At 37.2% G+C, this 13444-nt stretch carries 10 protein-coding genes and 1 pseudogene; 5 read left to right on the forward strand and 6 right to left on the reverse strand.

The features are described from left to right. Positions 1-156 precede the first annotated feature (156 nt). Both ACY10D_RS01690 and ACY10D_RS01695 read right to left on the reverse strand, forming a co-directional pair. Positions 157-2664 carry a BspA family leucine-rich repeat surface protein gene (locus ACY10D_RS01690; RefSeq protein ID WP_486999079.1) on the reverse strand — a complete coding sequence of 836 codons (2508 nt, stop codon included), beginning with the start codon at positions 2662-2664 and terminating at the stop codon, positions 157-159. Positions 2665-3302: 638 nt separating this feature from the next. Next, positions 3303-3539, reverse strand: a complete 237-nt coding sequence (locus ACY10D_RS01695; RefSeq protein WP_117001540.1) for a hypothetical protein — start codon at positions 3537-3539, stop codon at positions 3303-3305. 144 nt (positions 3540-3683) lie between these two features. On the opposite strand from ACY10D_RS01695, the gene ACY10D_RS01700 reads away from it, so the two are divergent. Both ACY10D_RS01700 and ACY10D_RS01705 read left to right on the forward strand, forming a co-directional pair. Next, on the forward strand, positions 3684-4874 hold the full coding sequence (locus tag ACY10D_RS01700) for an MFS transporter (protein WP_486999080.1): 1191 nt from the start codon (positions 3684-3686) through the stop codon (positions 4872-4874). A gap of 104 nt (positions 4875-4978) precedes the next feature. After that, positions 4979-5797 (forward strand): helix-turn-helix transcriptional regulator, encoded by an 819-nt coding sequence (locus tag ACY10D_RS01705; protein WP_486999081.1) that lies wholly within the window; start codon positions 4979-4981, stop codon positions 5795-5797. A gap of 37 nt (positions 5798-5834) precedes the next feature. Here the strand turns inward: ACY10D_RS01705 and ACY10D_RS01710 are convergent, their stop codons facing one another. The 4 genes from ACY10D_RS01710 to ACY10D_RS01725 form a co-directional block, all read right to left on the reverse strand. After that, positions 5835-7430, reverse strand: a complete 1596-nt coding sequence (locus ACY10D_RS01710; protein WP_486999082.1) for a hypothetical protein — start codon at positions 7428-7430, stop codon at positions 5835-5837. A gap of 185 nt (positions 7431-7615) precedes the next feature. Beyond that, positions 7616-7936 (reverse strand): DUF2288 domain-containing protein, encoded by a 321-nt coding sequence (locus ACY10D_RS01715; protein ID WP_486999083.1) that lies wholly within the window; start codon positions 7934-7936, stop codon positions 7616-7618. Then, positions 7923-9851: an ATP-binding cassette domain-containing protein gene (locus tag ACY10D_RS01720; RefSeq protein ID WP_486999084.1), complete on the reverse strand. Its 1929-nt coding sequence runs from the start codon at positions 9849-9851 to the stop codon at positions 7923-7925. The genes ACY10D_RS01715 and ACY10D_RS01720 overlap by 14 nt, the downstream gene beginning before the upstream one ends. Before the next feature lie 23 nt (positions 9852-9874). Continuing rightward, positions 9875-10465: a CBS domain-containing protein gene (locus tag ACY10D_RS01725; RefSeq protein WP_486999085.1), complete on the reverse strand. Its 591-nt coding sequence runs from the start codon at positions 10463-10465 to the stop codon at positions 9875-9877. 375 nt (positions 10466-10840) lie between these two features. Between ACY10D_RS01725 and proB the strand changes: the two genes are divergently transcribed. The 3 genes and pseudogenes from proB to ACY10D_RS01740 form a co-directional block, all read left to right on the forward strand. After that, a complete protein-coding gene (proB, locus tag ACY10D_RS01730) occupies positions 10841-11926 on the forward strand; it encodes a glutamate 5-kinase (RefSeq protein ID WP_486999086.1) in 1086 nt (361 codons plus the stop codon). Positions 11927-11959: 33 nt separating this feature from the next. After that, positions 11960-13216, forward strand: coding sequence for a glutamate-5-semialdehyde dehydrogenase (locus ACY10D_RS01735; protein WP_486999087.1), 1257 nt, complete (start codon positions 11960-11962; stop codon positions 13214-13216). A 94-nt stretch (positions 13217-13310) separates the two neighbouring features. Continuing rightward, a pseudogene (locus tag ACY10D_RS01740) lies at positions 13311-13444 on the forward strand (response regulator); the annotation flags it as partial.

Consider the following 13444-nt stretch of genomic DNA (forward strand, 5'->3'; position numbering starts at 1 on the left):
TGAAATGTGGACGAGGGCCTATGTAAACTAAGTGCTATCAGGCTTTAAAATGGTGATAGATAATACTCTTAATAGCCAAATAGCTTTTTGGCTAAGCAAAATGATCTGCGATCGGTATAGTAAATCAATCAGACTGGAAGTTATTGTGAATTAAACCTAAGTGTTAAATTCAGGTTGCTTCCAGCTATCGAAATCACCAAAGTGATCATGGTTAAGAACATGTGTAACGTTCCAAAGACTAATATCTTGATCAAAGGCACTGCTGAAAAACATATAAGCCATATTTTCAACGTTAGTAACACTCCAGTTATTCAATGGCTGGTTAAATGAGTAAGTATCTTGAAACATTTGATACATATTGTGAACTTTGGATGTATTCCAGTTATTAAGAGGTTGATTAAAGTTCTCAGCACCATGAAACATTACTGCCATATTCGTTACACGGGATACATCCCAGCTATTAATAGGTTGATTAAAATGTCTAGCGTTATGAAACATTCCAGTCATATTTGTTACACGAGATACGTCCCAGTTATTAATTGGTTGATTAAAATCGGGGTCATATAAAAAAAGGTCAACCATGCTGGTTACATGTGATGTGCACACTGGTTTTCTGCCATTCAAAATCCCTTGCTTGATAGACCTATCTCTAATTGCGTCATTATCGACAACTAAATAATGTTTGTTATCATACGCTAAAAATTTACTGCCAACAGGCTTGTCAAAGCAATATACAGTTTCAGTAGCGATAATGTTGTCCAGTTTGAAGCCGGATATATTATCTATATTTTCAGACGGTGTTTGAGTTTTTACCTCAAGGCTTACAGGGCTATCAATATTGATTTTATCATTTGCTGTGATATAAACATCGCAAGACGCTCCTTGAGAGAGTGTTGTAAGGCATTTTGTTGAGTCAATGCCTAACTTAGGGCTACCAATAATCTTGTTAATAACCAGGGGGATATCGCCATCATTTTTAAGCACAAAGTGCTGCATGAAAAAAGCGTTATCGTCATATCCCAAATTGATACTTTGATGTACATTGCTAATCTCTTCACCATTTAGTTTCCAACTTAGATGTGCTTTTTTATTAGCTAATATCACAAGTGGTATTGTGGTGTCATTCGCAATGTTGCTATTAGCGGATGATTTGAGTTGAATATATGCTTTTTTTGAGCCCGTAATACTTGTTTTATCTGAAACTAGCATCATCATTTGGCAGTCTTCGCCAATAGCAACCTTATTGCCACTTAGGCAAGATGTTGCTGTATTATTACCCCAAACTGGTAGTATCAATCCAGCATCATCAGAACCTATAACATAATCAGTTATTTTAGTTGATGGTTTCCAGACAAATGGCCCATTGTTTTTAAATCTAATGGGTACTTCTTTTACTCCAGTATTTGACTGATGAATAATAATTGAACTGGAGCAATCAATCCGCGTTAACGTATCAACATCTGTTGTTGAGGCGATTGATTGATTGTCACCATACATCACCGATGTTGTATTATGGTAGTTTTTGCTATGTAAAGGGTCACTTGATATTTGATCATTTGCCAGTAATTTAATATAACAACTTGAATTTTGTGGCAACTTTAATCCTGATCGACAGCTATCTTTCAGCGTTAGATCTTGGGTGATTAAATCATGTTGACTGTTGTTTATTTGATGAATAGTGATTGGTGATTTATCAGCATTAACTAGCTCCAATATGGTACTCTTATCACCTTGAGATGAAATGTGTCCGTTTGTTAAGTTGACTTTCTTATTACTCACTATATTGATTTTGCCTATGCTTGTTTGCGGTAAATCCGCAGCAATAAGATAAATCAATGGCTGAGCTTTACCATCGTCATTATTTTTAAGATCATGTATTTGAGAAGCCGTAAAAGGAGTATCAAATTTATCCTTTAGCTTAAATTGAAACACATGGCTGTCACCCTTTTTAAGTAACATTTTTTGTAGACTATAACCTTTATCGCTTAATTCTATCTTTTGCTGTAAAAATTCAGGGATAATTAACATTAGGTTATTAATGTCTTTGTTCTGAGATTTGATTGAAAGTTTTACAACACTTCCTGGCGCAATAAAAACACCTTGATCGTCATTAACCCTAATAGCACTTGGATTTTTAAGATCATCTTTTGTGTGATATGAAGTCTTTATGTCAGAAGACTTGAGCTCTCCAGTCGATGTCTTAAGATAAATATTCCCACGTGCACTTTCACCAACTTCTCCGCCTGAAACTTTGTATGTGACATAGCAATGCTCGCCTGCTGATAGCTTTGCTGTCGCAATTGATTCTTTTGTCGTTTGGTGAAAACAATCACCATTGTTACCAACATGCTGCTGCTGAAGTAAAGTAGCATGAACTGTGTTTTTTGATGATGTGCCGTCTAATGCCACACCTTTGATTTCAACATAAGCGCCATTATCCAAAGCAGTTAGAGATTGTTTCTGATCAGCATAAACTTCAGCAGATATAATTGATTCATGGTGAGCGATACTTTCTTCAGGTGGCTTTTCTAATACCTTTGCAGAGATTTTGACACCTTGCTGCTTGCCTGAATGATTTGAATCACCACTGCCACCACCTTGACAAGCGAACAAGCTTAGACTCATTATTGGTAGCAAGGTGGTCATTGATAATTTGGTTTTCATTAAATTCTCCTGTTGTGGTTAATAAGGATTAGAAAAAGCTGCTTTTAAGTTATTATGGCTTAATCGCTTAAGGTATTTCGTTAAGCAGAACCTTCCTTGTGTATCCAAGGGTGTTCTTCATGAATGCACACATGTAGCATGGCTTTTGCGGCTGCTTAAAAGTTAAATATTGCTATTAATTGGGTGTTTTTGGTTTTTAGCATGTATTACCTTAACGTTCTTGAGAATGCCTAATAATTAAATGAGTTATAATTATATTTGTATTGATCATTAAATAACACGCGCAATCATACGCAATAAAAAAGTAATAATCGTAGTTATACGCTATAAAATTTCTACAGGCCAAGACCCTGATAAGACGCAATGGAATGGGGCAAGTATTGCATTAGACTTTATCGATGAGACGTTGACACAACCTATTATTGATTTGAACTTTTGACTATGATTATATTCCTGCCCACTTTGAGTGTGTAAGCGTTGGCTGAGCGCAAGTCGAAGCCTCTTCTATGAGAGTGCAATTCTCCCAAGCTTACACACTTCGACTGACGCTCAGTGCACCGCTTCGATTTATACTCAGGGGCGGTAAGCACTTATTATACGAACCCGCCGTCGCCAATTTTTCTTAATTTAGAAGTTTCTTATTTTCGCAGTGATTTGAACCATTTGTAACGAAAGGTGTTTAAACTTGCATCGATTAAAAAGAAAATCACAGCAAGCTCGGGTGATAGCATATCTCCGGTGACTGCGTACAAAAATACGGCAAAAATCAAAATAAAGATCACTGAGCGTATCGCAGCTTTAGCACCATTTAGTTTGAACAATTCTTTATGTGTCATATTGCTTTGACGTTCAATCTCTTTTTCTTTATCTGTCATATCTTGATTATGAAATTTTCTTAAAAAAAGTTGCGTGCATCTTAGCATACACTGCTAAGGCTTGTCGAAAAACTTTGTTATTTGCGGGCTATTTGCCCATGTCCTATACTATAAAACATCATATTGAATGTGTGTTAAAAATAAATGGCTATACATGGACAATTATTATCACTATTTAAAACAGTATTCGTAACGGTAATCTCTAGCTTATTCTTTTGCTATTGGTTAGTTCAGTTAAGCCTATTCAATGTATTGCAGCCTTATTATGTTGATAAATTTGAGATAACTAACTATGGTCTATTTTTGTCGAGTTATCTTATGACAAATCTCGTGATGTGTTTGCCTGCAGGTATTATTATTGAGCGTTTTCCAATTAAAGTAATTACATTATTGGGCTTTGCTATGTTCATTGTGGCGAATTTAATACTATATTTCTCTAATGTATTATTATTTGCCTATTTGGCTTTAGTAATCATGGGGTTTGCAAGTGCTTTCACATTGACAAGTAGTGCAAAATTATTGAGCATGTTGTTGACATCAAAGCAAGCCCAAGTTGCCATTGCAAGCGTGATTAGTATCGCATTTATAAGTGCTATTGTCTCAGGAGTCAGTGGTGGCTTTTTGTATGTTTACTCGGGTTCTGGAGGTCTTGTTGTTATACTTAATTTAATCTTGGGGGCTGCTCTTTTTCTGATTGTGTCGGTGTTTTATCCAAGCTTGAAGTGCCAGTGTTTCAAACGAGCTTCTTTGGGAATTATGTTCAAAAAAGTACTCAAAAACAAAATAAACTGGTATGTCTGGATATATATGTCAACCATTAATTTTCCGTTCACAATTATTGCCTTTAGTTTTGGGCAGAGCTTGCTTCGTGAGTTTTATAACTATAATCCATATATGCTTACAGTTGCGAATAATTTAATCATAGCAGGCTTTATTATAGGGGGTCCTGTTTTTAACTTTTTGCTAAGCAAATATCGCCATGGTGTGATGCTATATCCCATATCGGCGATTGGCTGTATTGGTGGATGCATTGCGTTGTTAAATCAGCTGCCTTATATCATATTGATGATTGATATGTTTTTGATTGGTGCTTTTGCAAGCGCACAGATGCTTGGTTATGCAACGTTGTTAAAGCAAAATAATGATAAAAGTGTATCTGCTGCTGTTGCCATGGCCTCTTTAGTTATCACCCTTGGTAGTATTATCAATGAAGTATCCTTTGGCACATTATCAGTGCATTATGGTTATTACATGGCTTTTGTTGTTTTAATTTTAATGTTAAGTATAGCAATTGTAGTAGGCGTTTTGATTAGCCTTAACCAAAAGAGTAAATGATTGATGGGTAGTGTAGGTTTAAATTTTGATTTAAATATATTCTTTTATATGTCTATAATTAACCTTATGCACTGAGCGCTTCAGTTTGCTAACAAGGAAAAGGTATGACTCAGATAAGAAATTTATATAATCATAGACTAACATTGGGCTCAAAAAAGCTATTGCATAAGCATGCTGCTTTTTTTAAAGAAATTAAACGCAAACTGCAAGCAGATTATGTGACGATTATGATTTTATCACCAGATGGCAAAGTATATGCTATTCCTTTCTTTCAAGCAGACTCATTACAGCATTGGATTGATAGCGATGACCATGTGCGAGAACCTGTTTATAGTTATCATAATCACCTTGTCATTCCATTTGCAGCTGCATCACTTAATGAAGTAGTGTCCTACTTCAATCAACTATCTGCCAAGGATTATGAGGATAATTTTAGTAACAATACTTTTACCTACCATTCAACACATAAGATATTAGCAAATGGCTATATCTTAAATACTACATTTGCACTACCCAGAACGATACCAATGAGCTCATATCATGTTTACTTAACTTATCGTGTCTTATTTGAAGAGGTGTTTGAATATATCCAAGTCCATATTCTAAAAGAGCTTGAGAAGCTAGAAGAGTTTGATATTTCAAAGACGATAACACCTTTGGAGGTGAATTATTCAGAGCTTATGCCAAAGCCATTGTATACGTTAACAAAAGCTGAGAATCGTTGTTTTATGGCGATATATTCAGGTGTCTATGAAAACCAATCGATTGCTTGTTTATTGTCTCGATCCATTAGAACGATTGAGGGTCTTGTTGCCTCGATGGCAAACAAGCTAAATTGTAAGAGTCGCTATGAGATGATTGCAAAAATATTGCAATCAGAAGCACATTTTCGTTATCTAGTTGCAAATGGAGTACATATTTGATTGGAGAAACTTGCTTAGATTGCAAGTAATATAAGTGCTATTTAAACACCAAGTCATTTGAGTAGTGCGTTTCTGCTGCTTTTTCAGATGTTTCATAACCAATATGAATAGGCAGTTTATAAGTGCTTTTTTCACTAGTAGAGCTGTCTTGTGTCACTGCAATTTCAACTTTACAGCTTGCTGCAGGCTTAAGTATTTGACCAGCATGACAACGCTTATCATTGATGTCAGTGTGAGGCAAAAACTTGATATTTTCAGGTAGTTCGCCTTTTTCAATGGAGCGAATAACCATATCCTGCTCGCTCATGTTGGCAAATGTCGCGATATAAGAATCTACTAAAGGTGATTTGACAATAATAGTGGGTTTATTTGCTTGCTCGCTAGAGTGATAAGTTTTAGATGATTTCTCACCTAATTCATAATTAATATTTATAGGTAATTCATATGTAGCATCATCGCCAGTGAATGCCTCTTCTGAAATGGAAAAGTCTACTTTACAACTTGCTCCTGTTTGAAGCTGCTGTCCTTCATGGCAACGCTTATCATTAATTTCAGTATGTGGTAAAAACGTAATGCCTTTTGGCATTTCAGCCTTATCAATTGTGCGAATAGTGATTGTTTGGTTACCCATATTAGCAAAGGTAGCAGTATATGGGCCAGATTTTGTTGCAGTAATGGATGATAGGTTTGCCGGTTGAGTATTAACAAAGACTTTACCTTTTAGATCGATTAATTTGGCATTTGCTGCATAAATTTGAATCATCGGTTTGTGATCTATTTCGTTATTTTCTAAATTTGCTGCATACTTCTTTAATATACTTTCAGAATCAGTATTTGGCGCCATAAGCGATAATTTAATATCTTCACCTGAGCGAATAACGTGTGTAAACTTAATGAAGCCTTTTTCTAAGTCGGCATTAAGATCATAATTGGCATAAGTTACAAGCCCCGTGTTAAGCGCTTTTCTTAACTCTAATGGCATATTACTAAAATCAAGGGTTAACCCATGCAGATCATCACCCGTATTGTTAGTAATTGTAATATTAGTTTCTTGTTGTGGTGTTATAGTGATTGAGTTTTTAATATCAATAATATTAGGCAGTTGATCTGGTTGTACAAACTGAGTGGTCACTGGTGTGCTAACTTGTACAATTTTGCCATTGATATCTTGAAGGATGACGGTGATGTCACCTTTGATATCTTGTGCTGTTTTAGATAAAAATTTGTAGTTTAACCAGCACGTAGCACCATCTTTTAAGTTTGTATAACCACTTTTAGATTCACAGTAGAGAACACCCGAATCAGTTTGATAATTATCAATGGTTGCAGTCTCTTTGATATTACCATTTAGAATAATATTCTTAATTTTCAAGAAATTCACTTGAGAAGAGCCTACTGCTGAAATGCTTTTATGATCAGCAATAGCTGTAATATCAAGCTGTAAATTAGCGTTTCTATCAATAGCAATTTTTTCAGGTAATGTCACATAACTGTCTGAATAGGCACCAATTGCAGAAGTAGAACTATGAGAGTTATTATCGTTATTATCATTGCCACCTGATTGACATCCCGCAAGTAGACCTGTAGCTAGAAGTGTTGCTATAGTGAGTTGTGACATTTTAAATTGTAACATTATTGACCTCTGTTTAGTCGTTATCGTGTTTTCAAGGTCAAATATTATTCATTTTAGGGTTTTTAAAATAGCGTGAAACTACGTATTTTGATTTTTAGTGGGATTTTTTGGCTATGACCATATTTCTGTCCACTTTATTGTGTAAGCTCAGGGTATGGTGAGCACTTGTGGGTTGATATTTAGTCTTAGACGGTTTTTTCCTGCACCAAAACCCACGGTTTGACGACTGAAGCCCAAAGCATTGTATTGTTTTCAAACCAATGTTTAGCGTCGTCATCATTGACATATTCAATATGATTTTTTGCCATGTAATCCGTGATTTGTGCTTGATCGTTTTGTGCTAATGCGTAGGCGACATCGATTAAATCAAGTGCATTACTGACTTTGATGATTTTACCTTGTGCAAAAAAACGCTGAAGCTCTAGCCAAGAGATACGTGCTGTTTCGCTTAAGATTTTGGCTTTGAGTAATTCATTAGATTCATTAGACTCATTAGGATTGCTCATATTGCGCCTCAAGGTCAGAGAGATTTTCCCACTGCTGATATTTATCATTTAACAATGTTTGCTTTTGTTCAAGTGCTTGTAGGCTTTCTTGCACGGTATCTTTGCTTTGTTGATAAAACTGAGGTGTTGCAATTTCTTGTTGCAAGTTTTCAATTTCGGCTTCTAATTCTTCAATCTCGTTAGGTAAATCAGCAAGCTGTTTTTTCTGTGTAAAACTTAATTTTTGTTTTTTAGTGATATTAGTATTTGCTTTATCTGCTTTATTTACTTTGGTAGAAGATGGTTTTTGTAGTGATTGAGGTGCTTGATCTGAGTCCTTGGCGCTCGAGCTTTTTTGGCGTAACCAATCTTCATAACCACCAACATACTCTTGTAATTGACCATTACCCTCAAAGACAATTGTGCTTGTAGCCACATTATCGATAAAGCTACGATCATGACTAACAATCAGCACAGTGCCTTGATAGTTTAAAATAAGCTCCTCAAGGACTTCAAGTGTTTCAACATCAAGATCGTTGGTTGGTTCATCAAGGATTAACACATTACTTGGTTTGGCAAAGAGTTTGGCTAATAATAAGCGATTACGCTCGCCACCTGAGAGTGAAGAGGCTGGGCTTTGCATGCGTTTTGGGTCAAATAGAAAGTTCTGAAGATAACCAATAACATGCACTTTTTGACCATTAATATCCAAGTAATCTGAGCCTTCGGTGACGTTATCAACAAGCGAAAGCTTAGGATCGATTTGATCACGCAGCTGATCAAAGTAGGCAATTTGTAAGTTTTCACCATGCGTTACTGTGCCTGATTGCGGTGTTAGTTTTTGCAGTAAAACTTGCAGTAGCGTACTCTTGCCACAACCATTTTTGCCTAAGATTGCAATCTTATCACCACGTTGTATCTCGCAAGAGAAAGTATTAAAGATCTGTTTATTATCATAATGAAAGCTAATATCTGAAGCCTTAATTACCATTTTTCCGGATTTATTTGCTTGAGATGCACTTAGGCTCACATTGCCTTGTTTGTCACGGCGGGCTTTGCGCTCTTCACGCAATGCTTTTAATGCACGTACACGCCCTTCATTACGCGTGCGACGTGCTTTGACACCTTGGCGAATCCACGCTTCTTCTTGTTGCAGCTTTTTATCAAAGTTAGCATTTTGTACTTCCTCGGCATGTAGGTAAGCTTCCTTTTGTGTTAGGAACTTATCGTAATTGCCAGGAAAGCTTAAGACGTTACCACGATCAAGCTCAATAATATCAGTCGCAATATTTTGCAAAAACTTGCGATCATGGGTGATAAATAAAATACTGCCTTTAAACTGTGGCAAGAAGTGCTCTAAAAACTCGATTGACTCGATATCTAAATGGTTTGTCGGTTCATCTAGAAGCAAGAGATCAGGTGAGGTAACCAATGCTTTAGCAAGTAGCACACGGCGTTTTAATCCGCCAGATAGATCATCAAACAATGCATTGCCATCAAGTGACAGGGCGGAGAGCACTTTCTCTGCTTCCATTTGCAAATCCCATGCATGAGCATTATCGATTTGCTGCTGTAAGTTATTTAGGTGATCTAGATTGTGCGCTTGTGTTAAATCAGTTGTTAACAGATTTTGATAGTTAATAATTAACTGACCAGTTTGACCAAAACCAGAAAGCACAATATTAAATACCGAGCCTTTGGTATTTTGTGGAACCTCTTGTTCAAGCCATGCGATTTTGGCATTGTCATGGACGATGCGTTCACCGTGATCAGGAAGAATCTGACCCTGAAGGACTTTAAAAAGGGAGGACTTACCCGCGCCATTGCGACCGATTAAACAGATACGTTTATTGGCTTCGATATCCAAAGAAACATTATCTAAGAGTTTATGGTGTCCAAAGGCAAGCTCGGCATTGCGAAGAGAAATAATTGGCATAGTATATGACTGTGATCGTTAAGTTAAATAATTTTGTTAAGTTCAGCAAGGTTGCGGGATGCAAGATCATGCCCAATTTGTGCGCCAAGACGCTTGGCAATAAAACTGGCTGAAATAATGCCACGAATGATATCTTTACCAGATTTATCTTGTTCCTGAATAAGTAAATGATCAATGTGTTGATCGTGCATTAAGCGCGCAATATGTCCTACCAAAGTATCTTTTAATACCGAGTAGTCAAGCATTGGTAAACTGCCAATTTTTGCCATCAACATGCCAACAGTGACTTCTTTATGGTGAATATCTTCGCTTTGTGCAACTTGTGTACGGTATACTCCTTGCAATCTGCGGGTATTGATTAAACCGACAACCTGATCATCGTTGTTGGTTACTAATAATGCGTGTACTTCTACTTTTTGCATCATTTGTAATGCATCATCGGCTAAAGTCTTTACATGAATCACATAAGGCTTGACAGTATGAAAGTCAGTGAAAACGTGCAAAGCAGGTGTTTCAAGAGAGATGACATCCATTGTTTCCGGGTGGTAATAAGGGACGCTTTGTTCTTTAGTGTGTGTCGTGGTTTCTAGTAGTTTATATTCTTTGTATGCCATAAGTCGATCCTTGTGATGATTATTCCTCGTAAGTCTAATCATCATTTCGCTGCTTTGCAAATGCAATAAGCTGAGAAGTCGTAGAAATCAGGGTAATTAGTGTAATCAAGGTAAGATGATGAGCTGATGTTTTTGAACGATTGAATTGCAGGTAATAGCTGTCCTTGACAAAGTCTTTGGGCGTTCATTTGCTAAAAATAATGAAACTATTCATTGCTTTTTAATGCATTCGCTATTAGCAAGAATCAATTACTCAAAAGGGCAAGAAATTCAATAGCATAAATGCTGGAAATTTAGTGTATGATGGGTATAAGTCATGGCAGAATAATCAGCAGTCATAACTTAGCAACTTAAGAGCACAAGAGCTTACTATCTATGAATTTAAATGACTACAAACGCATTGTGATTAAAATTGGCTCATCGCTGTTGGTTGATGATAATTACGAAATCAAAATAAAGTGGCTTGAAAGTTTAATTGCTGATATTGATAAGCTTTACAAACAAGGCATTGAAATCATTATTGTCTCATCAGGTGCTGTGGCGCTGGGGCGCAAGGTGCTTAATTGTATGGGGCGTAAATGTACCTTAGCGGAAAAACAAGCCGCTTCAGCGATTGGGCAAATTAAGTTATCACAAGTCTATCAATCACAATTTGCAGCCTTTGATATTCATAGCGCGCAAGTGCTATTGAATATCGATGATATTGAAACGCGTCAACGCTATGTCAATGCACAAAATACCTTGGAAACACTACTTAAATTTCGTGTGATTCCAATCATCAATGAGAATGATACCGTAGCCACAACTGAGATTAGCTATGGTGATAATGATCGTTTAGCTGCGCGTGTTGCGCAAACTATCAATGCTGATTTATTGATTTTATTTTCAGATATCGAAGGGTTATATACCGCTAACCCAAATATGGATAAACAAGCCAAGTTTATCAAAATCGTTGATGTGATTAATGATGAGATCAAATCAATGGCAGGTGAGAGTCATACTAAGATTAGCTCAGGTGGTATGATCACTAAAATTTTAGCAGCTGAGATTGCAGTTAATAATGGTTGTAATATGCTGATTTGTAATGGCAAGGCACTTAAGCCATTATCAAGCTTGCAAAACGCGGGACGCTTTACGTTGTTTAAGGCTCAAAGAGTTGATCAAAGTGCTAAAAAACGTTGGCTTGCACATCATGTTAAACACAGTGGTGCGCTTACTATTAATGAAGGGGCGCTGCGCGCACTGCGCCTTGGGAAGAGTTTACTAAGTGTAGGTGTGATTGAGTGTGCGGGTGATTTTAAAGCCGATGATGTGCTTACGATAAAGGATGAACAAGGCAATACGGTGGCAGTTGGTGTGGCAATGTTGCATGCTGAGGTATTAAAGCAGGTGCTATTAGCTAAAAGTTATACGCCAGAGACAAAAGTGATTGTTCATCGCAATAATATGGTATTGGTTTGAGAGAGAATTCAGTTTTAGGAGTTAAGATAAGTGATGAATGAATATCAGGCAATAGAAACACTGTGTAAACAAGCCAAACAAGCAACATACCATTTGGCGCCAAGCACGAACGATATGCGTAATCAGGCATTGTTATTAATTGCCGATGAGATTGTGCGCAATGCCGATAATATTCTAAAAAGTAATGCCAAGGATATTGAAAATGCAAAGGCAAAAGGCTTAAGTAAAGCCATGCTTGATCGTTTATTGTTAACGCATGAGCGAGTTGTGGCGATGAGTAATGGCTTGCGTGAGATTGCAAAACAACCCGATCCACTTCATTGTGTGCTATCACATGTACAAAGACCAACAGGACTTGATATCAAAGCAGTCAGTGTGCCACTAGGTGTCATTGCCGTTATTTATGAGTCACGTCCGAATGTTACCGTTGATGCAACTGGACTGTGTTTAAAATCGGGTAATGCCGCAATTTTAAGAGGTGGTAGCGAGAGCTTTAATTCAAATCAAGCGATTATGCGCGCAATACAAATGGGATTGGCAAAGTCAGAGATTGCCAGTGATGCGGTACAAATGTTGCCAACTCAGGAGCGAGTCGCAATCGAGTATCTGGTAGCGCAAGATCAGTATCTCGATGTGGTTGTGCCACGCGGTGGGCGCGCATTGATTGAATATTTGACAAAGCACAGTAAAGTGCCTTTGTTTAAGCATTTAGATGGGATATGTCATACGTATGTCCATCATGCAGCGGATTTACGCAAAGCACTTAATGTGTGTGTCAATGCCAAGATGCGTCGCCCTGGCATTTGTGGAGCGACAGAGACGATTTTATTGGATCGACAGTTGCCAATTGAACATGTTGATGCACTATTAATCGCATTGGATAAAGCAGGGTGTGCGCTGCGCCTTGATCAGGATTTATGGCAGCAATTTTCACAATATGAAAAAGCAACAGAATCTGATTGGTCAGCAGAGTATTTGGATAGTATTGTTTCAATCAAGTATATTGATGATGTTACTGCCGCGACTATGCATATTAATCATTATGGTTCACATCACACCGATGCGATTCTAACCGAAGATCAAACAGCTGCGCAGTTTTTCATGCGAAATGTTGATAGTGCCGTTGTGATGCACAATACCTCTACACAATTCTCAGATGGTGGAGAATTTGGCATGGGCGCTGAGATTGGGATATCAACAGGCAAACTTCATGCTCGAGGCCCTGTTGGCATTAAACAATTAACCACGTTTAAATATCAAGTAGTGAGTAATGGCAGTGTACGTACTTAAGGAAGATGACCAACCTTCTATTTTGATTATTGAAGATGATCAAAAGCTCAATCACATCATGAAGGAGTTTTTATCTGATTAGGGATTTAAGGTCGCGCAAGCGTTTACAGGCGATGAAGGAATTAACCTGAGTCTCACACTTGATCCTGACGTTATCTTGCTTGATTTGATGTTGCCAAATATTTCAGGCATGCAGGTGTATCAAGCAATTCGTCATAGCTATCGAGG

The organism is Cysteiniphilum sp., assembly GCF_057495195.1.